Below are 24,097 nucleotides of genomic sequence, written 5' to 3'. Positions count from 1 at the left end.
ATGTTTGCCAAATCGATCCGCAAAGACCACTATGGCTATTATTTTATCGCTCCATTCTTTATCATTTTTGCTATATTTGGACTCTATCCTATTCTTTATTCCCTATATATCAGTTTTACCAACTTTGATGGCATTACGACCCCTGAATTCGTTGGGATCGGAAACTATATTGCTGTTCTGCAGGATCCGCTGTTCTATAAGACGCTGTTCAACACCTTATTCATCTGGGGGGTATCTGTCGTCCCGCAGCTTACCGTCTCTCTTGTTCTAGCTTTTATCCTGAACGACAAGCTGCTTAAGGGAAGAGACTTCTTCAGAGCCGTCTATTTTTTCCCGAATATCGTTACGGCAGCATCACTTGGATTGCTTGTCAGCCTGATCTTTGATTGGCAGTCCGGCGGTCTGAATCACTTCCTGGTGCAGATTGGACTGATTGATGATCCGATCAACTGGAAAAATGATCCGTGGTTCATGAGACTCATTGTGTCAGCCATTCTGTTCTTTCAATATTTCGGATATTCCATGGTCATTTACCTTGCAGGGCTTCAGGGAATAGACCCGGCACTACAGGAAGCAGCTCAGATGGATGGGGCGAAGAAGAAGCACATTTTCATTCATATTATCGTTCCGATGCTGCGACCGATCATTCTGTTTCAGATGATTACCTCCATTATTGGAGGCATTCAGATTTTCGACCAGCCGTTCACGCTCACGAATGGAAGTGGTGGACCGGACCGTGCTGCCATGACCAGTATTATGTATCTCTATAATGTAGCATTCCAAAGCACACGCTTCGGTTACGGCGCAGCTATCGCCTTCTGTCTGTTCGTTATCATCATTCTCTTATCCGTTGTATCCTTCATCATGACCAGTCGGAAGAGTCGTTCATAGGGAGGGGGAAGTACCATGCAAACCGCAAAATCGATTGAACAACCGAATGCAGCCATCCAGCAATATGCCAGTACGAAGCAGCTTACCATCGGCAAAGTGCTCATCTACTTGCTCTTAACAGGTCTGGCTGTGATCTGCATCGTTCCGTTTTATCTGATGATTATCTATTCCACGCATAATAATGCGACCATTGCATCCACCTTTACTTTCCTTCCCGGACCATTCGTTGCGGATAATTACTTGAATATGGCCTCCAAAATCAACATTTGGCGCGGATTTGCGAACAGTCTTTTTATTGCCGGCACTTCAACTGTACTATCGCTGTATATCGGTTCATTAACCGCATATGGATTTGCCAAGTTCAAGTTTAAGGGACGTACCTGGCTGTTCATGTTTTTGCTGGCCACGATGATGGTGCCCGGGCAGCTGGCTCTGATCGGGATGTACCGGCTGTTCAGTACACTGGGGCTGTTGGACAGCTATGCGGCCATTATTTTACCAGCGGCAGCGAATGCTTTTAACGTATTTTTTATCAAACAATTTATGGAGAGCAGTATCCCCGACGAAATCATTGAATCGGCACGTGTGGACAGCGCAGGAGAGTTTCGGACATTCAATCAAATTGTGCTGCCCATTCTGGGACCTGCCATTTCGGCACTTGGCATATTCACGTTCATCGGCTCATGGAACAACTTCCTCACACCGCTTGTTTTGTTCTTCTCATTGGATAAATACCCGCTTCCGGTCCTCGTTGCTCTGGTTCAGGGCTATTATGGTATGGATTATGGGTTGTTATATCTGGGAGTTGCGATTTCCATCCTGCCGATCATCATCGTCTTTGCAATCTTCTCCAGGCAGATTATAGGCAGCGTGGCGTTGGGAGCTGTGAAGGGATAGGTATCTTATACAGAAGGATTAACCTCTGGGCCAAGTGCCCTTTTTTTGTGCTTTTATTTCGAATGAAAAAAGGAAGACAGCAAGCATTATGCTCACTTACTTGAAATGAGTTATAATGAGTAAGGCCAAAGCAACGAATTCCCAAGTCGCCATATGGCGGCTTTTTCCGGTCCTGCACCATTATTTTAAATAATTAATGATTAATTCGAATTAATTGCGACAAAATGGAGCTATTCAGAGTAAAATAACCTATACGATGCAATCAAGACAAGGTGGTAGAAAATCATGAATTCATATCAGTTATTAAGCAAAACCCTGTTTGACAACTTTCACGAAGACCGCATTCGATATTCCGAACCGATCCGAAATTATACGTACACGCGACTCGGCGGGGAAGCAGATATTCTGATATTCCCCGAGACCATAGATGAAGTAGCCACTATTGTAAAGCTGGCGGTTCAGCATGATATCCCGTTGACTACACTGGGATACGGCTCCAATATGATTGTCAGAGATGGCGGCATTCGGGGGATTACCATGTCGCTACAGAATCTTAATCAGGTCAACGTGAATGGTCATACGATGACTGCACAGAGCGGTGCAGCCATTATTGATGTATCCCGCCAGGCGTTAGACGCAAGTCTTACCGGACTCGAATTTGCCTGCGGCATTCCGGGCTCGGTAGGTGGCGCACTCTATATGAATGCAGGAGCATACGGAGGACAGATGTCCGATGTGGTCGAGTCTGCCATTGTCGTGACTGAGGCAGGCGAAATTATCACCATGCAGAGCGAGGAGCTGCTGCTGGCTTATCGTAAGAGTGTATTTATGGGCAAACGCGATATCATCATCGAGGTGAAGTTCAAGCTTCAGCCGGGAGATCCGGTAGAGATCAAGGCGAAGATGGATGAACTTACTTATGCCAGAGAGTCCAAGCAACCACTGGAATATGCCTCCTGCGGAAGTGTCTTTAAACGTCCTGAAGGCCACTTTGCAGGCAAATTAATTCAGGATTGCGGTCTTCAGGGGACTCGCATTGGCGGTGCCGAAGTATCTCGCAAACATTCGGGCTTCATCGTGAATGTGGATAATGCCACGGCGCAGGACTACATCGATATGATTGCGCTCATTCAGGAGAAGGTGCGTAGCCAGTTCAATGTGAATTTGGAAACGGAAGTCGTCATCATAGGCGATGAATTGAATAAATAATTGGACGTAAGTCCACACTTTTTCGATAAGTCGCCTTCGGGCGGCTTCTTTTTTTACACTTTTCGAAGAAGAGCACCTGAATGGAGAATGTGGGTCAGCATAGACCATATACATAAATATAAAGGATACGACAGATTACAACGACGCTCTTAAGGGTAAGTGTTGTTAATTAAAGGATATCTCTCATCCACCATAGGAGGTTTAAAATGAATCAACCCTTGCATAACCATACCGATATCGCCATCCTGGGCATGGGAACTGCACTACCTGTTCACGAAGTTGCCCAGTCCGATATTGCAGAACTCATTGCCTCATCGCTTGAGGATCAACAGGATTTGGCCCGGTTTGCCAAAAGAGTGTTCCGGTCATGCGGTGTAGAAACGCGTTATACGGTTGAACCCAGCTATCTTGGATCACTCGAAGAATGTCGTTACCTGCCTTCGGGGGACCATTCTCAGATTCCGTCCACGCAGGAACGAATGGATACATACAAACGGGAGGCTCTCCCGCTTGGGATGGAGGCTGCCCAGAAGGCAATGAAGGATGCGGGCATGTCACCTGAACAGATAACACATATCATAACGGTCAGCTGCACAGGACAATATCTGCCTGGTCTGGATGTCATGCTAGTTCGCGATTTGGGATTGTCACCCCGCGTAAACCGGTTGCCGCTCATTTTTCAGGGCTGTGCGGCGGGATTAAAAGCCATTCAGATGGCTCGTGATGTCGTCCAGGGAATGCCTGATGCACAAGTGCTGGTCGTATGCGTTGAACTCTGTACCCTGCATTTTCAACCGGTAAAGGAGAGGGGGGCGCTATTTGCAGCCTCATTCTTCGGGGACGGAGCTTCTGCTTGTATCGTTGGTGCTCCGGAATCCAAGCAGCAGCATTATCTCGATCTTGGAACCGGATATTCCGTACTGCTTCCTGATTCAACGGAGGATATGACATGGGAGGTAGGCAATCAAGGTTACGATCTGTACTTATCGCCTCGCATCCCCAAACTGTTGGGTGAGCACTTGGAGAACGAGCTTTATCAATTGCTCGGGAGCGACAGTTTACCCGAACTATGGGCTATTCATCCAGGTGGACGGGGGATCGTTGACTCCGTTCAGGAAGTCATGAATTTAAGAGCAGAACAGACGATGTACAGCAGGGAAATCCTTAGAACCGTAGGCAACTTATCATCCAATACCATTTTATTTGTACTTCATGCCATGCGTGAGGATATGAAAGCCCGTAATCAATCTTCAACGGAGGGTGTGGCAATGGCTTTTGGACCTGGGCTGACCGCTGAGCTCATGAAATTTACTTACGTACCGTCCTATACGCCAGCGCTGAAGGAGAAGGATCATGTCCTTCTTTAGAAACTTGTCGATCCGTGCGAAGGAAGATGAATTGATGGATGATTTCTCAATGGGCGGGGAAGAATTGCGTGAAGCACTGCAGCACCTGCGTCGGCTCAATAAAATATTTGCCGCTCCAGGTCCTACTCTTGATGGTGTTGAGAAATTATGGATATCCGTCGGTAGACCTCTTAAGCTGAGCATTATGGATGTAGGGGCAGGCTCAGGGGACGTGAACCAGAAGCTGCTGCATTGGGCGAAGCAGAAGGGGATTGACCTCACGATCACATTGGTCGATCTGACTGAGGAAGCTTGCGAAGAGGCAAGACTGCTCTTTCAAAATGAACCAAGGGTCAATGTACAGCGTGCCGATGTCATGAAACTGCCGGATGCATCGGCAGATATCGTTACAGGATCACAGTTTGTACATCATTTTGACGGACAGCTGCTGCTTGATATCGTTTCACATATGCTGCGTATTTCCAGATATGGTGTTGTAATTAACGATATCCACCGCCACCCGGTATCCTATACTGCGGTCTGGCTTACAACCCGGATGATCTCGCGTAATCGTTATATCCGTCATGACGGTCCGCTGTCTGTTGCCAAGGGCTTCACGGCAAAGGATTGGCAGGAGTTAAAACAGCAATTGAACCATGACACCATGACCTATGAATGGAAGCCGCTGTTTCGCTACTCTGTCGTAATACCGAATCACCGGGCAGGTTAATGAGGGTGGCATTTATAGTCACGGCTGCTCAAAATTCAACTTAAAGGCAGGTGATAGTAGGTGTCCGAATCAATAGATGTCATTGTTATTGGTGCTGGAATCGCTGGCAGTTCTTGCGCCCTGCAGCTGGCCAGACAGGGTCATCGTACGCTTCTATTGGATCGACAGTCATTTCCCAGGCACAAAACCTGCGGTGAATTCATGTCACCAGAGACCAAAGAAATGCTGGAGTATCTAAATATTCAGCTTCAGGAAGTGAAGCCCAGCACGATGGATCATGCACAGATCATTATGCCTCAGGGCGGTCACATTGAAGCTCCTCTTCCAGGACCCGCTTATGGCATCAGTCGACATGAACTGGATCGCATTCTACACAAGCAAGCTGAAGCTGCGGGAGCCGAAATTATAACAAAAGCAACGATCGTTGGTATTCAGCTGCTTGAAGATGATCATTACGAGGTGCAGGTCAAACAAGGGAATGAACGATTAAGCTATAGAACGAAGGCTGTCATCGGAGCATATGGGACCAAAAAGCCACGTGGAATGATGTCTCCGCCTGAAACTCGGGATGAAACCGTATATGTTGGGATAAAATCTCACTACAGCGGACTCGACATGCCTGCTAGGGTAGAACTCTATTTCTGTGAGGGAGGATACGTCGGCATTTCACCGATCGAGAATGGCTATGCGAATGTTGCAGCCTTGTTAACGCTGGATACGGTGCAGGGAAGCGGCAAGTCTGTAACCGATATCCTGAATGCAGCCTCCGAAACCAATGGCAGGCTCGCAGCAAGACTGGCAGATGGAGAGCCTGTTCAGGGAACTCAGGTTTCTATCGCTCCGCTTCACTTGTCGAACGTGCCTGAGCCTTGGTCCCAGTTCCCGCATATAGGAGATGCGATGCTGATGATTCCTCCCCTGTGCGGTGATGGCATGTCCATTGCGCTGCGTTCGTCCATCCTGTGTGCAGAGTGGACCAACCGTTACTTGCAAAAGGAAATCGTATTTACGCAGTGGAAGGAAGGATATACGAAAGACGCGAGCGATGAATTTACAGAACTGCTTCGGCGTGCACGGAGAATCCAGAAGCTGGCTTTTGCCAAAACCAACAAATATTATCCTGCGCTAGCTCGCTTATTTCCTGGTTTGGCAGCATATCTGGTCAAGGCTACAAGGTTATCAGAGATGAATGCAGCTCGCGGGTGATGTGGGAAAACATGCATAATGATGGATCTGAAAGAGGCGGCGTATGTCGACCTCTTTTTTATTGTTTTTGATGAATTTGAAGCAGACCATTTTGAAAACAGAGAAGTACTCGTATAATAGAAAAGAATGTAGAACTAGAATTGAGCGTCAGATTTGAAGCAGGGAGGCATTATATTAAGATGAACTATTCATTTTCTAACCGGATTGCTGCGCTGCAGCCATCCATTATTCGAGAGATCCTGAAGGCATCCTCGGGTCAGAACGTTATTCCATTCTCTGCGGGTAATCCCGCTCCGGAGACGTTTCCCATTGAAGCCATTCGGACATTCACACAGTCCATTCTGGAGCAGGATCCGGTAACGGCTCTGCAATACGGGATAACCGAAGGTTACGGCCCGCTGCGCGATACACTGACCCATCACCTGAAGACGAACTATAACACGGGCACAGCATCGGACGAGCTATTTATTGTCTCGGGTGCACAGCAAGGCATTGAGCTTGCCTGCAAAGTATTCTGCAACGAGGGAGATACGATCATCTGTGAAAGCCCAAGCTTCATAGGATCGTTGAACTCCTTCCGGGCTTCAGGTGCGAGACTGGTTGGCGTTCCAATGGAAAGCGACGGTATGGATATCGGCAAGCTGGAACAGGCACTGCAGACAGAGCAGAATGTGAAATTGATCTACCTGATTCCGAGTTTCCAAAATCCGACGGGAGTAACGACAAGTCTGGAGAAACGCAAAGCCATTTATGCTCTTGCCAAACAGTATGGTGTGATGATTTTGGAAGATAATCCATACGGTGAGCTACGGTTCAGTGGCGAAGATGTGCCTACGATCAAATCCATGGACGAAGAGGGACTAGTGATCTATGTGGGCTCCTTCTCCAAAATCCTGTCTGCTGGCTTGCGTGTTGGCTATGTGCTGGCACCGAACGAAGTTGTGCAGAAAATGGTGGTTGCCAAACAGGGAGAGGACGTACATACAGCGATGCTTCCTCAGATCTTGGCCTACAAGTTCATGGCAGAATACCAGTATGCAGAACATATCAGCAGTATTCGCGAAATATATCGCAGAAAATCTGCCTTAATGATGGACAAACTAAAGGAACACATGGGGAATTCCATTACGTTTACCCAACCGGATGGTGGTCTTTTCCTCTGGTGTGATCTGCCGGCTCATATTCCGATGCTGGATTATGCCAAGGCAGCTGCAGCCAGCGGCGTAGCCGTTGTTCCAGGCACGGCTTTCCTCGTTGATGAGAGTGAACCTTGCAATGCGATCCGATTGAATTTCTCCACACCTTCCGATGAACAGATTGTGAAGGGAATTGAAATTCTGGGGCAGGTATTGAAGCAGTATTCTTAATAACGTCTGATTAAAGTAGCTCCCTGTACAGCTGAAGTGGCCTCCAGCCCTTTTAACTGTGAGGGGGCTTTTCTTCATTCAAAAAACCCTACCGGATTTGCAGCGGTAGGGTTTTTGAATGTAAATCGATTAATGATCAATCTGATACGAGGAAGCCGTCAAAATTTTCGGGTCCGACTCGAACCGTTCCGAGCAAGTTCGTACTGATAAACGCTGAATACGTCAGTTGTGGTGTAATGGGCGGGTTGAAGTCATTCGCTGAAAAAGTAATGATTTCAGGTGCGAGTATACCGCTCAATCCATAGGTGCTATTTGCCGAATAGATGATAGGATCTGTCGCCAGCGTACCTCTCACAATGGTAATTCTCACTACGAAAAGTGCCAGAGGTAACTGAACTGTAATCGTCCCTTTGAGTTGAACTCTGGGGTTAGCCCCTGTACCCGCAGTAATAAGACCAATCTGGGCAAATAACGTAGGCGTATTGATTACCGGTATGGGTACAGAGATGGAGTTGGTCGACGTTGCATTGATCGAGACTCTTGCGTCCAGTAACTGAGTCATTCTGCATACCTCCTATCCGATAAGATAGAATAGTATATTCATAGAAGACAAGTTTGCGTGGACATACTCCTGTAGGGCTGGAGAACCTTCATCACACCCTGCACATCAAAATGAATATTCATTACTCTTTGATCACTGACGAATTCACCGCATCTACCATTTGATTGTTGAATTCACGGAATAAGCCAAGGCGCCAGAATGCTGCTCCTTTGAGATCATATCTCTTGGCCAATCCAAGCTTGTCATCAACGGAGGTTCCCGTTTCGCTGTTTAAGTTAATCCCAAGCAGCAGCTTGTCTTTTGGAACGCCTGCGTTAAGTGCAAGCTGGATCGCTTGGTCAACGAGACTGTTGGGTTCAGGAACCTGAGCCTTGGTACCCGCAGGGTTATATTGATAAGCCATAATAATAAGATCGTCCGCCAAGGAAGCGAGCGTTTTGTAATCATAGCCTTTATATGCACTGTTCAGAGGCGGTACAGCCAGTGATATCGAAATCTCACGAGGCAGAGAAGCTTTTAACTGTTTGACATAGTCGTTAAGCAGCTTCTGCTGCTGCTTGGCATCCAGTTTGAAACCCAAGCCTTCAAAATCAAGAACAACGCCACCAAATCCATTCTCAGTCACAGCATCGTTAATGCCCTGAATCGATTTCTCGCGCAGACTGCTGTCACTCAAAACTTTGGTTAGCTCGCCTTGACCATCCAGTGCGTATACCATAAGGTACGGTTTGATATTCTGATCTGCAGCATCCGCCACAATGGTCTGCGGGGTCACTTCGCCTGCTGCCTCAGGCAGATAATATTCATCTCCTTGAAGCGTAAATTGACCATTCCGGTCGATTCGACTCCAGCCAAAAGCTATAGAGTTCATGGATGGGACCAGATCGATTTCATGAAATGCCCGCACGGCATAAAAGGCTCTCAAATGCATTTCACGCTGTGGGGATACGAGAGAAACTGTACGTGTGGCCTGATCCCATTTCACAACTACGCCGAATTGGCTGCTGAACGAACTCAGCGGGATGAGTACGCGTCCTTCTCGTTGTACCGGGGCTGCGGCAAGCTTCACTTTGGTGCCGTTAACGGTAGCGGTGGTATTCCCCACTTGAAGGAGGACCTCTGTAGCCTGACCTTTAACACTGCCTACGGCTTTGACGGTTTGTGTTTTGCTGTTCCACGTAATCCGGATTCCCAATGCTTCACCTACGGTACGGAAGGGAACATAAGTAACGCCTTTATCAACTCGCGGGGCAGCATCAAATTGGAGTGCTACATTATCCAACTTGACCGATATGGCAGGTGCTGCATGCACATCACCGATGTTTACCGTCGTTCCAAGCAAGGACAAGCTGATCAGGGTGGCAGCAATGGTTTTACCTATGTGTTTACGAACCATTTTTTATATTCCTCCACATTCATAAAATAGTAGAAAAAGGACGTATGGACAGTAATCTAGCATAGTGTAGTATAGCAAAATTTTCATAGAGTTCCAATTACAAGATGAACTAAACTAGGCTTTATTGATAATCATTTTCAATTAGACTACAATAGTGGAAAGAGTAAACCAAAATGCTGTTAGGCTGGTGGGTATCCAGTGTAACTGTAATCAGGAGGAATAATGATGTTGATTCAAACGCGCAGTATGGTTATCGAAAAAGGGCATAGTGACAAGGTGCTGGAACGTTTCAATGGTCCAACTCCAGTGGTGGACATGCCTGGTCTGATTGATTTTAGTGTGATGGTCAACAAGAAGAGCAAGGAACATGAAGAGGTCATGATTATGATTCGTTGGGAATCGGAGGACGCGTGGAAAAACTGGGAGAAAAGCGATGCACATATCCAGGGCCACCGCAACAAAAGAGGGCAGGAAAAACCTGCATATCTGATCAGCACAACCGTAAATATGTATGAAGTACAGACGGTGAAAACAGGAAAAGGTACGGTTCAACAATAGAATTTATATGAAGATCATCAGGACCTCCACGGGAGGTTCTTTTCATTCAAACCAGCAACGAATAGAGCGCACGCCTATATAGAGAAATTAACATCCCTGGCGGCTGCCGAGCGCCTTTCTTGCCGAAACGATGCGTAAATTGCTATTATGAATGATAATATATACTTGAATTAATCAATCTGGAGGCATAACAATGAATCAGCGTTTCCGTATCACTCGAACCATGCAAGAACAAAATGGGGAGCCATCCATCACTCTGGAAGAGTGCAAGGCATACTTTGCAACCCAGCCTGACTTTACGTATTCACAGGTTTACACTGTTCAGGGAACCGAAAGTACGATGTCCATTGATGGAGACTTCTTTATGTGGAAGCAGGATAACGTGGACATTCCTTTTCGGCTATATTCAGGGGATTTGTACGTGGCCATTTCCAGTGAAGCTGTGGTTCCCAAGATGATTGAAGTTGCGACTGCTCTGCAAGCAGATATCGTGGAGGGATAGTTCATTTGAAGCCTGGTCCTTAATTGGATCAGGTTTTTTTTATGACAATACAATGATTGTTATCCCCCTAAATGTTGGATCATTATCAATAAAATATGTAATGGACCTGTTGTAACGACAAGAATGTGTTGCAAAATGTAATAATTTAGTTCGAAACGTAAATTTAATCTCCAATTATTTCATTTATCTTGTTATGATCGAGAGGATAGACCTGGTAACACACATCATAAGACAAGAGGTGAAAGGGATTTATGAAGCATCGTAGTAAGCTCAGCTGGATTGTCATCATGGTTTTGGTGTTCTCTACTCTTTTTGGTGGAATTGCGGCTGCCGAGACGTACACTGTTAAAAAAGGAGATACGTTGTGGACCATTGCCAAAACAAATGGGACAACCGTAGCAGAGATGCAAAAGCTCAATCGATTGAAAAACGTGAATGTCCTTCAAATTGGCCAAAAGTTAAAGCTTCCTGAGAAGCCGTCCACAGGGACTGAGGTTCCTCAAAAAGAAGAGGAAGCCGAATCCACTACAATTACCATTTTGGGCACCTCTGACGTGCACGGGAATCTGTGGGGCTATACTTATGAAGATAGTGCGGAAACAACGAATAACGGGCTCGCACGGATATCTACATATGTCAATGAAGTGAAGAAGACCTCCCCTAACGTGCTGTTGATTGACAATGGGGACACATATCAAGGCAATATTTTAACAGATGATATTTATCGTAAAAACACAGATGTTATTCATCCTGTTTCCAAAGCCATGAATGCCATGAAGTACGATGCCATGGTTTTTGGTAATCATGAATTCAATTTTGGACTCGATCATGTGGATCGGATTATGAAAGAACTGAACTTCCCCGTACTTGGAGCCAACATCGAGACAGAAGATGGCGGGACACTTGGCGAACCGTACACGATTATCAATGTGGATGGCATAAAAGTAGGGATTATCGGTGTAACGACACCCAATGTACCTCGTTGGGACGGCGATAAGGTAGACGGCCTTACGTTTGAGCATATGGGTGAAACGGTGAAGAAGTATGCACAATACCTCAAAAATGAGAAAAAAGTGGATGTACTTATCGCTAGCGCTCATGCGGGCATGTTTGCTGAGTTCGACGAAGACGGAGCTTCAGACTCGGCTGAACGAATTGTAAACATGGTGCCTGAACTTGATGCCATGCTGGTTGGGCACATGCACATCGTGGTTAACGAAAAAATTGGACAAACCGTGATCGGTGGCCCTCGCAACCTTGGCCGTGACATTGTGCGTTTTGATATCGAAGTGAAAAAAGATCAAGGTAAAAATAAAGTGACGGACCGTCAGGTTCAAGTGGTTGACATGGCTTCCTACACCCCTGATCCGGCGATTCGTGACCTGGTGAAGGAAGAGCATGAAGCTACGATCCAATTCATTACGGGTGGTGGTTCTGCTGGAGCGGAAGGCTCGTCTGGTGGTATCTTCGGTCAGGCAACGGAGGACTTCCAGCCTGTGAATGAAATTAATGGGATTCCTGAAGGCAAGCTTCAAGATACAGCCGTGGTTGATCTGATCAACAAGGTTCAGATGGAAGTGAGCGGAGCGGATGTTTCGGCTGCTGCACTCTTCAAAGACACCTCCAATCTGAAAAAAGGCAATATCACATATGCGAATATTTTCGATATTTACAAATTCGATAATGTGCTCTATACCGTTAAGGTTACGGGTAAAGAACTGAAGGCGTATATGGAATGGTCTGCTTCACACTACAACCAGTGGAAAGAGGGAGACGTTTCGATCAGCTTCGATCCTGAGGTTCCAGGTTATTTGTATGATATGTTTGCTGGTGTAGACTACAAAATCGACTTGTCCAAGCCTGCAGGGCAGCGTATCATCGATGTAATGTACAAAGGCAAGCCTCTGGCTGATACGCAAGAACTGAAGCTTGCTGTAAACAACTATCGATACAGCAGCGCACTGAAAGCTTACAAATTGGTAGAAGCAAACCGCGATTGGGAATCACCACGCAGCATTCGGGATTACCTGGTTGAATATATTCAAGAACATCAGGAGATTTCTCCAGAAGTGGACAATAACTGGGAGATCGTTGGAATCGATCTCGCAAGCCCTTATCGGGATGAGATCATTCAACTGGTGAATGAAGGCAAGATCGATGTTCCTTATGACCAATCGCTCAATGTGAACGAGCTGCTCAAACAAGGAATTATTAAGAAATAATAGGAAGTAAACCTGCTTCCATATTGCAAGAACAAGAAGTCGCCATCATGGCGGCTTTTTTTTGTATTGAAGGCAAATGCGTTAGGTCAGTTTGTGGGCTAATGTGGTTTTTGGTTATTCTTCTAGTAGACATGATCAAGAGATTAGACATCTGGTGGACGAAGGAGTATTCTTGTTTATACTTATGATCCATTGAAGGAGACCGAAAGATGAAGCCGCATTCCATAGAACGTATTAAGATTCCAGCCGGATTCTGGGCAGGCTTGGAGCAATTGGGGATCGACACCCATGTCGCAGCCCGTAGAGCACAACTGCCACTCACCAAGATTACGAATACAATGATCAATACAGACGAATATTTTGGAATCTGGCAGGCTTATTCCGACCTCATGGGTGACACGGCTGAAGCAATTATCAAACTGGCAACCGCTTTTGAAACAGCCCACTATCCACCAAGTGTACTAGCCACTTACCATGCTCGTGACTACCGTGATGCGCTATTTCGGATGGCTCGGTACAAACGGATGTGTCCTCCCGAAAGCTTGCATATTACCGAAGAGCATGATCGATGCATTATTGAACTGGAGTGGATAAATGGTAGACCGTCCGGACCTCCCGTCTTGGTTGGAATCACGCTGGCGTTTCTTCTGGAGTTAGGACGGCGCGGAACAGGGCAGCCTTTGAATGCGCTGCAGGTTGAATTTTCACAGCCCATGGGGGATGTGAAGGCTCTGGAGGCTTTCTTCGGCTGCGATATCCGTATAGGTGCATCAAACAATCGATTGATTTTGCATCAAAAAGATCTGGATCTGCCCTTCATCTCGTATAACGAAGAGCTGCTTGAGATGCTGACGCCCATACTTGATCGCTCGCTGGATGAACAGAAACAGGCTCAATCCATGACAGAAGCGGTCGTATGGATTCTCAAACGGAGCCTCACAGGTGGACGTCCCGATATCCAAATCGTAGCACAGGAGTTAGGCGTAAGTGATCGTACATTACAGCGCAGACTCACCGATGAGAACACCAGCTTCAAGCAGTTGCTGAACCAAGCCAGACATGAGCAGGCTCGAGTATACTTGGCTGATCCGTCACTTGATATCAAAGAAGTGGCCTTTCTTGTAGGGTATGAAGACCAGAATTCATTTTATCGGGCATTCCGGCTATGGGAAGGGGAGACGCCTACGAATTGGCGCTCAAAGCAAGTAAGCTGGAGTAACAGGCTGGTTAGGAATTGATGGATAATCTATTAGATACAAAAACCACTGAATTAGGATTCAGTGGTTTTTAGTGTTTATGAAATAAATGATAGATTAGTGCCTATTCTTCATAAGGAAGGATGGCATAGATTTTCCAGCTGTTATCATTCATTTTTTTGAGTTTATACAATCCGTCCATGGAAACCGTTTCTTCCTGTTGTTCTTTACCCGCATGGATCGTTACTTTCATCTTGCCGCCTTCTGCTTCTAATACAGCCAAACGGTTAGAGGTTTCGATGACAGTAAAATTCGGTTGGGAGAGCATTTCAATATCCATTGTGGTTTCCTCATCTACTGTAGAAGTGATATTCTCCAGAGACGTAAAATTGGATGAAAGCTGATATCCTGTGTAATAGGTTGCATAGGTTACGGACAACTGATCATATTTATGCTCCGTCATGGCTTGAATCTCCGACGCCGTAGCAGTGGAAGCAAGTGCCGTCAGTTCAGATGTCTCCGGCAGCTCGGTTTGCTCCAATTGTAAAGCACGTTCAAGCATGACTACAGCTTGAGCACGTGTAGCTTTTGCGAAAGGTTGAAACGTAGTTGTTGTCATTCCTGAAACAATACCAGCCTGGCTCGCTTTGGTAATGGCGGTAGCTGCATAGTAGTTTGGAACGTCCTTAAAGGTTTTGGATGCACCTTTAAACTCCACCGTATCGGAGAACGCACGTACGACCATTACCGCGATATCGCCGCGTGTAATCGGGAGGTCAGGTCCAAATTCAGTGCTGCTTACACCTCCAACGACGCCAAGTGAACTGGCAATCCGAATAGACTCAGCATACCATTTGCCTGCTTTTACATCACTGAAGGATTTTCCTTGAGCTGTACTATGTAGTCCTGTAGCCTGAACAAGAATAGCTACGAATTCTGCACGAGTGATGGGATGATTGGGCTTAAGAGCGACCTCGCCATTGCCCAGGATGTAACCGTTAAGAAGGTCAGCGTTAACGAAATTGTCAAGCGTATCGTACGCCCAGTGGCCATCAATATCTGTCGGGAAATACAAATCTAGCGATTTGTACGAACCGGCAGCATGGGCTGTACTCCACGAAAAAGGGAATACCACTAGGATCATGGCGAAGAAGAAAAGAGTGATGCGGTTAATCGTTTGTCTCATCTAGGAAGTTCCTCCTGTAAATTGAAATTTGCCGTCATTCAGCATAACAGAGAAGGGGATGGATGGCTAAAGGAAATCATTACTAACCATTTAATCTATTAAATTTGAGACTAAAGATCCATTTAAATACCATTTATTCACTTATATTATATATAGTGTAAATAATATTTTAGGAGAGTGAATGATGTGAAAAAAAGTAAATTGTTTTTTGCCATGGTCATGAGCATACTGATAGCCATTTCGATACCTGGTATCGGTCATAGCTCAAAGACATTCGCTGCGACAGAACGGACACCTGTTGTCTTTGTTCATGGATTAACAGGTTCCGATAGCAATTTCACTTTTATTGAAAGTTATCTGCGTGGTCAAGGTTGGTCCAGAGATGAGCTGTTTGCGATTGATCTGCCTAGCAAGCAGGGGAATCAGCTGTTGAATTCGGCAGCTATCAGTCAATTCGTAGACAATGTACTTCGGGAAACAGGCCATAGCAAAGTCAACATTGTGGCTCATAGTATGGGCGGGGCTAATAGTTTATATTACATATTAAACCGTGGGGGTTCTACCAAAGTAGACAAGCTGGTCACCTTGGGGGGAGCCAATCGTTTGACTACAACTTCAGCCCCTGAGGGAGTTGAGGTAACTTCCATCTACTCTACTAGTGACACGATCGTATCTCCTGCACTTTCCCGTTTGAGCGGAGCGAATAACATACAGGTTTCGCTGGTGTCCCATATCGGTCTGCTCTTCAATTCACGGGTTAATGCCTTAATTAAGACAGCATTGAATGAATAGAGAGACAGCGGCAGCTGAATGAAACATGAGTGATCCAAGAGGTCACTCGTGTTTTTTTGTATTTTGCTAACGGCTGAATTTATAATAGATTGTATTGTACATTGCTGCATCCATACATAGAATTTTGGCTACTTAAAAAGACACAACGAAGGAGCTTACACGAATGACAATGACCGAGAAAGAAAAAGCACAACAAGGACTCTTATATGACAATAACAACGATCCGCAATTGGTAAACGAACGCCTTGAAGCAAAAGAGCTGTGCTACGACTACAACCATCTTCGTCCGCGCATGATATCCGAAAGAGAAGCCATTATGAGAAAACTTTTGGCGAAAACAGGAGAGAAGTTTTGGATAGAACAACCTTTCTATTGTGATCAAGGATATAACATTGAGATTGGAGAAAACTTTTATTGTAATCATAATGCGGTACTGTTGGATGCAGCGAAGATTACCTTTGGCACCAATGTGTTCATTGCACCGAATTGCGGATTTTACACTGCTGGTCATCCACTGGATGCTGAACAGCGCAATCAAGGGTTGGAGATTGCCCTCCCGATTACAGTAGGGGACAATGTATGGATTGGCGGAGGCGTATCTGTGCTGCCAGGTGTAACGATTGGAGACAATACGGTGATCGGCGCGGGAAGCGTAGTGACGAAGGATATACCGGCAGGAGCCATGGCTGCAGGCAACCCATGCAGAGTCATTCGCGCGATTACGGAAGCGGATAAGAATAAATACCCTAGAGGGTAAATTGGTTATAGCCCAATCGAATAGAAGAGAGAACGGGAGCCAGGTTACTGGAACCCGTTTTTGGTTTCATTGACTTGGCGTTGACGGATGCATTTCCTTCAGAAGAATGGACGAAATGATCACATGACTTGAGCTTCAGAGCAAAGTATTTCTTGAAGAAAAGCGTTATTGTTATTTATGCAGGAGATGACAGAAGGTAGGCAGAAGAATGGTTGTACGACGAACCGAAAAATTAATTCATGCTCCAAAAGGAATGGAACAGGCACCAGACAAAGAGGGAAGCTTGAAATGGAATGGGCTGACAGTCATCCGGTTTTGTTTGCATACGCAGGGAACCAGAGGAAGCTTTTTCCTGAAAGATCATCTGATGCTGTTCGTTAAATCAGGTGTATACACGGTTAAATACAGGAACGAAAAGCATACGGTGCGGAGCAATGAAATGATATTCTTGCACAAAGCAATCAAGGTAGACTACGAAAAGTCGGGTGAGCACGGTACTGAATATTTGCTGGATTATATGATGTTTTATCTGAACGGGGATATACTTCATAAGTTCGCAGAATTTGCAGATCGGAAGAGCATTCATTCCACCAATGATATCGCCCCGGTATCTGTCATTTCAGTTAACGCCCCAATGAGAGCATATATTGACTCACTAAAATCATATTTTCACCAATCTGATTCGATCAGCGACGGATTGGTTGGCGTCAAGTTCATGGAGCTGCTGTTTCATCTTGCTGAAGCAAACACGAACTTGCTGCAACAGCTGCTGTATCCCCATCCTCCTGAACGGAGTCAGATTGAACAAGTCGTAGAAGAGAATGTGACCAATCCCGTTTCCATTGAAGATCTGGCCTATTTGTCTGGCAGAAGCCTGTCAACGTTCAAGCGGGAATTTCGGTCATTGTATAACTCTTCTCCGTTAAAATGGATACGTAATCGCAGACTGGATCTGGCCAGTCAGCTCCTGCTCGAGTCGACACAATCGGTAACGGATATCTGTTACGCCTGCGGCTTCGAAAATACGACTCACTTTTCCAAGGTGTTTAAAATGCGCTTTGATCTATCGCCAACGGAATATAGACGACGGAACATAAGAAAAGATTAAAAAGGAGGACGAGAAAATGGAATATGTGAAGCTGGGGAAGACAGGGTTGGACGTGTCTAGAATTTGCCTGGGATGCATGGGATTTGGCGATGCCAACCGCTGGATTCATCAATGGGTACTGAACGAGGAGAATAGCCGACCTGTCATTAAGAAGGCTCTGGAGCTCGGTATAAACTTTTTTGATACAGCGAATGTCTATTCTCTAGGGGCAAGTGAAGAGATCCTTGGGCGGGCCTTGAAGGATTATGCCAAACGAGACGAGGTCGTAATTGCCACCAAGGTGCACGGACGAATGCATGAAGGACCGAACGGCGCCGGTTTGTCCCGCAAAGCGATCATGAGCGAAATTGACAAGAGTCTAATGCGACTTGGGACCGACTATGTGGATCTGTACCAAATTCATCGCTGGGACTACCATACTCCAATCGAAGAAACGATGGAGGCATTACATGATGTAGTCAAAGCTGGAAAAGTTAGATATCTCGGTGCTTCTGCGATGTACGCCTGGCAGTTCCAAAAGGCCTTGTTTGTCGCTGAGCGCAATGGCTGGACCAAATTCGTTTCCATGCAAAATCATCTGAACTTACTGTACCGTGAAGAGGAAAGAGAGATGCTCCCCCTATGCAAGGAGGAAGGGATCGGAGTCATTCCTTACAGTCCGCTTGCGTCAGGAAGACTGACTCGTGACTGGTCGGAAACAACGCATCGCTCGGAGACGGATCAAGTCCAGAAATCCAAATACGACTCTACTGCCGATACGGATCGCTTCATTGTAGAGCGGGTTGCAGAGATCGCAAGCAAGCACGGTGTACCACGGGTTCACATTGCTCTGGCATGGCTGATGCAGAAGCAGTCTGTCACAGCTCCCATTATCGGTGCGACGAAAATATCACATCTGGAGGAAGCCGTTGCTGCCCTGGACGTGAAGCTGACAGCAGAAGAAATTGCGTTGTTGGAAGAACCCTATGTGCCACATCCGGTTGTAGGTTTAATTCCAATCCAATAACCAATGTGAATATATTAGCGGATGAAGGGCTTGCCCTATCGTTCGCTTTTTTTTGTTTTCCCGTCTTCAACATGAAAAAGAGTCAATTGGGAAAGGATACCTTAAGCGGTCCAAAATATTACAGAAGAGGAATGAAGAAATGAGTAAAGCATCAGAGGCCTCAACGGAGGAAAAGAAACTAAAGTGGTGGCAGCTCAGCTTGCTTGGTGTAGCAGGCACAATTGGTACAGGCTACTTTCTGGGCTCCAGCCTCGCGATTTCGATCGGTGGCCCGGCAGTATTACTGGCTTACATTTTGGCTGCCCTCGGTACATATGTTGTTTTTGATGCCTTGGCAAGAATGACATCGGATCATCCGGAGCAGGGATCTTTTCGTTCCTATGCCAAGAAGGCATTCGGAAGCTGGGCAGGCTTTGCCAGTGGATGGGTGTATTGGTTTTCGGAGCTGCTTATTATGGGAAGTCAGTTGACGGCCTTGTCCATTTTCTCGCGTTTTTGGTTTCCGAATGTTCCTCTCTGGATATTTGCTGCCGGATTTGGAATTGTCGGTCTTTGCATCGTGTTCTTCGGGAATAAAGGGTTTGACCGGGTTGAAAATGTACTTGCCATTATTAAGATCGCAGCAATTCTTATGTTTTTGGTACTTGCCATCGCCCTTCTCGCAGGATGGATTGGGGGAACGAAGTACGAGCATAACGTACCGCTAAGCATGAGTGAGATTTTCCCGAAAGGCGGGATCGGTCTGTGGTCTGCGTTTCTATTTGCCTTTTATGCGTATGGGGGAATTGAGGTGCTCGGAATCATGTCCTACCGCCTTCAAAAGCCGGAAGAGGCTCCCAAGGCAGGTAAAGTGATGCTGATCTCGCTTTCAACAGTATACGTTGTGTCGATTGGACTGGCTCTGACCATGGTCCCGCTGGGGGCCTTTAATCCCAAAGAGAGTCCCTTTGTACTGGCACTGAGCAGTGATCATTTGGCATTTGTTCCGCATTTGTTCAATGGAGTGTTGATTGTAGCGGGTTTCTCTACCATGACGGCGTCACTCTACGCGGTGACCTCCATGATGCTGACCTTGGCCCAGGAAGGAGATGCTCCGCGGTTATTCTCGAGAAAATGGAAGAAGAAGTATCCATTATTCGCGCTGTCACTGATCGGATGCGGGCTTATCGCAACCATCGTCATGTCTTTGCTGCTTCCTGGCAAGGTGTATGAATATGTAACAACTGCAGCAGGATTGATGCTCATGTACAATTGGTTGTTTATTTTGTTATCTTCTGGCCGACTTCTGAAAGCAGGGAGGTTCAGCGTTGTCAAACGCTGGATTGGGCTGGTACTGATTGCCCTCGCTATAACAGGTACGCTTTTCCATCCGCTGAGTCGACCCGGCTTCTTTATCAGCCTACTGCTTGTCTTACTTATTGGAATTAGCGATATGATTGTGCAAAGGGTTCGCAAGAAAAAGAAAAATGAAGAGTCTTCCACCACAGATCAGGAACAAAAAGAATCACACAACACCCTGGAAAGTCCCAGCTTTCACATTACCGGGATTCGGCTTCGCAAAAATAAGATCAAATGAAAAATAGAAACTGAACAGCTTTCGCTCCAAAATAACATCCGAAACCGACAAGAGAGAGGCCGGAAATGATGGATATGCCCTTAAGGACGCCTAAAGTAAGATACTTGCGAAATAGACTCGCAGCGGCGGCCATGAATATATCCCAGATCAGGATACCCAGAATAACGGCTCCGCTGTTGATTAGCGTCTGTTCCACAGTTGAATCATTCACGGCCTTGGCCAGAATGGATCCGTAAATGCCAAGCCAGAACATAATGGATAGGGGATTGAACAGTGACATCAGGAATCCATTCATGAACGATTTGGATAGCGCTGCTTCGTCCCCTCTCATATTCGACTGCGTAAGGGTTCCTGCATTTTTGATGCTTTCCACACCGGTATACACAAGCACAAAAAAACCAAATAGCCATAAGAAAGCCTTTACAAAGGGCAGATCCAGCAAATGAATGATGCCGAAATAGACGAGCAGCATGTAAATGATATCAGCAGCGATCGCGCCGAGTCCAACAAACCAGGCAGGCATGAATCCACCCCGTACACCCTTGTCCAACTGAGCGGCATTGATGGGACCGATTGGGGCTGATAATGAAATCCCCAGTAAGATATAACCTAGTATCATGGAACGTTGTCCTCTCCTTTCATGTACTTTATCAGCTTATTCACGGAAGCTTGGAGATAGGACAATTTTAACTTGCTGCATATTTTTGATGGTAGAAGCCATATTAAACGGAAAATAAAGGAGGTGAAATGATGTTGTTTCGGTGGATACGTAGAGTATTTCAACCTCAGCCGCAGAACAAAGGGGAAGAACAACAGAGACAAACAAAACAACCAGTAAAATTGGGCCCATCTCTTCAAAATAAACTTGAATTGATAAAAAAGGCGTTTGAGAATAGTCCCGATTTTGTCGCTCGTGATTTTCCTAATCCTGTGCCAAGTCATACTTCGCTGGCTGTCTGTTATCTTGAAGGATTGACAGACCCATCGCTTGTAGGAGAACTCATGGAGAAAGTTATTCAAATGGTCAACACTACTCCACCATGTGAAGAAGAAGTTCCCGATCTGCCCCTCGAATTAGTCCTGCCTTCAGGAAATATCGAAAGAATAGAATCTCTCGAGGAAGTTTATCAAGCCGTATTAACCGGACATCTGATCATTCTTGTTGAAGGGATTGAACATGTCATAGCTGTATCTGTTTCCGGAGGGGAACGAAGAGCTGTAGTGGAGCCTACTTCCCAGACGGTGGTTAGGGGACCAAAAGAGGGCTTTACAGAAGAGCTTGCTACGAATATTACTTTGATTCGACGAAAGATACGGTCGCCGGATCTGAAGTTTCTTAAACACAATATTGGTGAATATACCCAAACCTCGGTAGCCGTGGCCTATATCCAGGGGATTGCCAAACCGGAAGTGGTAGATGAAGTCAATAAAAGACTCCGTTCAATTCATACAGACAGTATATTGGAGAGTGGATACATCGAAGAATTCATTCAGGATGCGCCTCTAACACCTTTCCCAACCATGCTTAACACGGAACGACCGGATACCGTTGCTGGTAGTTTGCTGGACGGACAAGTTGCCATTCTAGTTGATGGAACCCCCTTTGCCCTGATTGCTCCAGTCACCTTTTTCAACTTTTTTCAAACCACAGAAGATTACTACCAGCGTTATGATATCTCCACTTTTTTGAGAACTATTCGGTTTTTGTCTTTTTTGGTCTCTTTATTGCTGCCATCTACGTTCATTGCTTTAACTACGTTCCAGCAAGAAATGATACCCACCACATTATTAATCACTCTGGCAGCTCAGCGGGAAGGCGTCCCTTTTCCTGCGTTACTTGAAGCCTTGCTTATGGAAATTACATTTGAGGTTATTCGTGAGGCGGGTGTTCGGATGCCGCGAGCGATTGGACCGGCAATCTCCATTGTCGGTGCATTGGTTATTGGTCAAGCTGCAGTAGAAGCTGGGTTGGTTTCGGGAGCGATGGTTATTGTGGTATCCTTCACGGCCATATCGAACTTTGTTATTCCATATTTCAGCATGGCGACAGCAGTCCGGTTAATGCGTTTTCCATTTATGTTATTGGCGGGTACCCTTGGTTTGTTCGGCATATTGGCAGGTGCAGTGCCTCTGTTGGCTCATTTGGTGTCACTAAAGTCATTCGGAGTGGATTACTTCATGCCATTCGGTCCATTTTACAAGTCGAACATGAAAGATCTCGTCTTGCGGGTTCCATGGTGGGCGATGAAGACTAGACCGGGTGAAAAAGCGGATTCAAACAAAACAAGGCAAGCTCCGCATCAATACCCGGCAGGTTCAGACAATGCCATAAGCAGTATAAACGAATCTGATGCTAGCGAGTAAAGGAGTAGTTTATGTGATTCCTGTGAATAGACGACACATGTTTATAGTGCTTATGTGGGTAACTTTACTTGGAGGTTGTGGTAACCGGACTGAAATGAACGATCTAGGGATTACATCAGCAACGGGGTTTGACAAACATAACGGAAAATGGAGCATCACCTATCAGGTTATCGTACCACCTGCGAGCAGTACAAGCGGGTCCTCAGGGGGAGGCTCTCAGTCTACCGTGACCACCTTTACTTCTCAAGGAAAAACGATCAGAGAAGCTGTTGCAAAAAGCAGTGTAGAAAATCCGAAAAAGTTGTATTTTGCACATACCAACGTGTTAGTAATCGGGGAAGCGGCAGCAGAACAGGGAATTGCGGAAATTCTAGATAATTACTATCGTAATATCGAACCCCGCGAAACCGTAAGGATGCTTATCGCAGATGGAGAAGCAAGGGATTACCTGAATAAAATGGTTCCACCGGAGAAGAACCCAGGTCGTGCCCTTTCCGATATCTTACAACGAAATCATGAACGGGGATCCTACTATCCTCTAGTTAACCTACACGAATTTGCTATGAAAATCTCTTCTGACAGCGGAGCGGCCGGGATACCCATCGTAACGGTCAAAGGTCAGGATCATAAAAAAATTGAAAATATAGATGTTTTTAAAGAGACTTCATCACCAGCCAAATTAAGACTGGAGGGGTTGGGCGTTTTCTCTAAGGACAAGAAAATTGGAAAGCTAAGCCAAAGTGAAAGCTTGGGGGTAGCTTGGCTAACGGATCAGGTGAAAAGGACAAATCTTAGATATGTAGGTGAAAATGGGGAAATTAACTCATTTCTTGTTCGAAAAGCCACTGTAAAGACAAAGCCGATCAAGACTGGCTTCCATTATACCATTCGTGTAGATGCGAAAGTGAGCGGAGAGCTTGAAGAGAGCACTTCCCCGAAAAAAATCTCGTCTACAGAAAGTCTCAATGAGTTACAGCATCAGGCTGAACAGTTGATCAAAGCACAGATGATGGAAGGGTGGAAGGCAACTCAGCAACTAAAAGTGGACCTATTGGGAATTGGGAACAAAATTCATCAGCAACAACCCAAAGAATGGAAGTCCCTAAAAGAATCCTGGCCAGAAGACATCAGAAACATGGACATTCATATCAATGTGGATGTTAACATCAGAAGAACAGGATTACTTCAGGATTCTTTTAGCAAATTGCTTGGATCCGAATAAGGAA

22 protein-coding genes are annotated in these 24,097 nt (G+C 45.8%); 18 read left to right on the top strand and 4 right to left on the bottom strand.

What is annotated here, in order from left to right; genetic code table 11:
• From CHI14_RS05120 to CHI14_RS05090, 7 genes are all read left to right on the top strand, one after another.
• On the top strand, positions 1-891 hold the full coding sequence (locus CHI14_RS05120) for a carbohydrate ABC transporter permease (protein ID WP_095287332.1): 891 nt from the start codon (positions 1-3) through the stop codon (positions 889-891).
• 15 nt (positions 892-906) lie between these two features.
• A complete protein-coding gene (locus tag CHI14_RS05115) occupies positions 907-1,788 on the top strand; it encodes a carbohydrate ABC transporter permease (protein ID WP_095287331.1) in 882 nt (293 codons plus the stop codon).
• Between the two features lie 285 nt (positions 1,789-2,073).
• Positions 2,074-2,997, top strand: a complete 924-nt coding sequence (gene murB, locus CHI14_RS05110) for a UDP-N-acetylmuramate dehydrogenase (RefSeq protein ID WP_095287330.1) — start codon at positions 2,074-2,076, stop codon at positions 2,995-2,997.
• 206 nt (positions 2,998-3,203) lie between these two features.
• Positions 3,204-4,364 carry a type III polyketide synthase gene (locus CHI14_RS05105; RefSeq protein ID WP_095287329.1) on the top strand — a complete coding sequence of 387 codons (1,161 nt, stop codon included), beginning with the start codon at positions 3,204-3,206 and terminating at the stop codon, positions 4,362-4,364.
• Positions 4,351-5,073 carry a methyltransferase domain-containing protein gene (locus CHI14_RS05100; protein ID WP_095287328.1) on the top strand — a complete coding sequence of 241 codons (723 nt, stop codon included), beginning with the start codon at positions 4,351-4,353 and terminating at the stop codon, positions 5,071-5,073. Before CHI14_RS05105 ends, CHI14_RS05100 begins: the two co-directional genes overlap by 14 nt.
• Before the next feature lie 60 nt (positions 5,074-5,133).
• A complete protein-coding gene (locus tag CHI14_RS05095) occupies positions 5,134-6,279 on the top strand; it encodes an NAD(P)/FAD-dependent oxidoreductase (RefSeq protein ID WP_095287327.1) in 1,146 nt (381 codons plus the stop codon).
• 179 nt (positions 6,280-6,458) lie between these two features.
• A complete protein-coding gene (locus tag CHI14_RS05090) occupies positions 6,459-7,646 on the top strand; it encodes an aminotransferase-like domain-containing protein (RefSeq protein ID WP_095287326.1) in 1,188 nt (395 codons plus the stop codon).
• Between the two features lie 136 nt (positions 7,647-7,782).
• Here CHI14_RS05090 and CHI14_RS05085 read toward each other — a convergent pair whose 3' ends face one another.
• Together CHI14_RS05085 and CHI14_RS05080 are read right to left on the bottom strand one after the other, a co-directional pair.
• Complete coding sequence (locus CHI14_RS05085) at positions 7,783-8,208, bottom strand: hypothetical protein (RefSeq protein ID WP_095287325.1); 426 nt, start codon at positions 8,206-8,208, stop codon at positions 7,783-7,785.
• A gap of 121 nt (positions 8,209-8,329) precedes the next feature.
• On the bottom strand, positions 8,330-9,604 hold the full coding sequence (locus CHI14_RS05080) for a stalk domain-containing protein (protein WP_095287324.1): 1,275 nt from the start codon (positions 9,602-9,604) through the stop codon (positions 8,330-8,332).
• A 225-nt stretch (positions 9,605-9,829) separates the two neighbouring features.
• Between CHI14_RS05080 and CHI14_RS05075 the strand changes: the two genes are divergently transcribed.
• From CHI14_RS05075 to CHI14_RS05060, 4 genes are all read left to right on the top strand, one after another.
• Positions 9,830-10,162 carry an antibiotic biosynthesis monooxygenase gene (locus CHI14_RS05075; protein WP_095287323.1) on the top strand — a complete coding sequence of 111 codons (333 nt, stop codon included), beginning with the start codon at positions 9,830-9,832 and terminating at the stop codon, positions 10,160-10,162.
• Between the two features lie 193 nt (positions 10,163-10,355).
• Positions 10,356-10,664 (top strand): hypothetical protein, encoded by a 309-nt coding sequence (locus CHI14_RS05070; RefSeq protein WP_095287322.1) that lies wholly within the window; start codon positions 10,356-10,358, stop codon positions 10,662-10,664.
• A 251-nt stretch (positions 10,665-10,915) separates the two neighbouring features.
• Positions 10,916-12,886: a 5'-nucleotidase C-terminal domain-containing protein gene (locus CHI14_RS05065; protein WP_249281003.1), complete on the top strand. Its 1,971-nt coding sequence runs from the start codon at positions 10,916-10,918 to the stop codon at positions 12,884-12,886.
• 209 nt (positions 12,887-13,095) lie between these two features.
• Positions 13,096-14,124, top strand: a complete 1,029-nt coding sequence (locus CHI14_RS05060; protein WP_095287321.1) for a helix-turn-helix transcriptional regulator — start codon at positions 13,096-13,098, stop codon at positions 14,122-14,124.
• 82 nt (positions 14,125-14,206) lie between these two features.
• On the opposite strand, the gene CHI14_RS05055 is transcribed toward CHI14_RS05060, so the two are convergent.
• Positions 14,207-15,268: an S-layer homology domain-containing protein gene (locus CHI14_RS05055; RefSeq protein ID WP_095287320.1), complete on the bottom strand. Its 1,062-nt coding sequence runs from the start codon at positions 15,266-15,268 to the stop codon at positions 14,207-14,209.
• A gap of 213 nt (positions 15,269-15,481) precedes the next feature.
• Here CHI14_RS05055 and CHI14_RS05050 point away from each other — a divergent pair, with 213 nt between their 5' ends.
• From CHI14_RS05050 to CHI14_RS05030, 5 genes are all read left to right on the top strand, one after another.
• Entirely contained in the window at positions 15,482-16,060 is a 579-nt protein-coding gene (locus tag CHI14_RS05050; protein WP_095287754.1) for an esterase/lipase family protein, read from the top strand.
• A gap of 169 nt (positions 16,061-16,229) precedes the next feature.
• Positions 16,230-16,817 carry a sugar O-acetyltransferase gene (locus CHI14_RS05045; protein WP_095287753.1) on the top strand — a complete coding sequence of 196 codons (588 nt, stop codon included), beginning with the start codon at positions 16,230-16,232 and terminating at the stop codon, positions 16,815-16,817.
• 208 nt (positions 16,818-17,025) lie between these two features.
• Complete coding sequence (locus CHI14_RS05040; RefSeq protein ID WP_095287319.1) at positions 17,026-17,925, top strand: helix-turn-helix domain-containing protein; 900 nt, start codon at positions 17,026-17,028, stop codon at positions 17,923-17,925.
• Positions 17,926-17,941: 16 nt separating this feature from the next.
• The gene (locus CHI14_RS05035) at positions 17,942-18,931 is read left to right on the top strand and encodes an aldo/keto reductase (RefSeq protein WP_095287318.1); all 990 of its coding nucleotides are present in this window, start codon (positions 17,942-17,944) and stop codon (positions 18,929-18,931) included.
• A 139-nt stretch (positions 18,932-19,070) separates the two neighbouring features.
• Positions 19,071-20,507: an amino acid permease gene (locus CHI14_RS05030; RefSeq protein WP_095287317.1), complete on the top strand. Its 1,437-nt coding sequence runs from the start codon at positions 19,071-19,073 to the stop codon at positions 20,505-20,507.
• On the opposite strand, the gene CHI14_RS05025 is transcribed toward CHI14_RS05030, so the two are convergent.
• A complete protein-coding gene (locus CHI14_RS05025; protein ID WP_095287316.1) occupies positions 20,500-21,126 on the bottom strand; it encodes a LysE family transporter in 627 nt (208 codons plus the stop codon). The two genes, CHI14_RS05030 and CHI14_RS05025, sit on opposite strands and share 8 nt — an antisense overlap.
• Before the next feature lie 131 nt (positions 21,127-21,257).
• Here CHI14_RS05025 and CHI14_RS05020 point away from each other — a divergent pair, with 131 nt between their 5' ends.
• Complete coding sequence (locus CHI14_RS05020; RefSeq protein WP_095287315.1) at positions 21,258-22,871, top strand: spore germination protein; 1,614 nt, start codon at positions 21,258-21,260, stop codon at positions 22,869-22,871.
• A gap of 13 nt (positions 22,872-22,884) precedes the next feature.
• Complete coding sequence (locus tag CHI14_RS05015; protein ID WP_249281002.1) at positions 22,885-24,093, top strand: Ger(x)C family spore germination protein; 1,209 nt, start codon at positions 22,885-22,887, stop codon at positions 24,091-24,093.
• Positions 24,094-24,097: the final 4 nt, after the last annotated feature.

It is taken from the genome of Paenibacillus sp. 7516 (assembly GCF_002272715.1).
Taxonomy (GTDB): Bacteria; Bacillota; Bacilli; order Paenibacillales; family Paenibacillaceae; genus Paenibacillus; species Paenibacillus illinoisensis_A.
The sequence above is the reverse complement of the archived record's forward strand: the minus strand, read 5'-3'. Positions and strand labels throughout refer to the sequence as shown.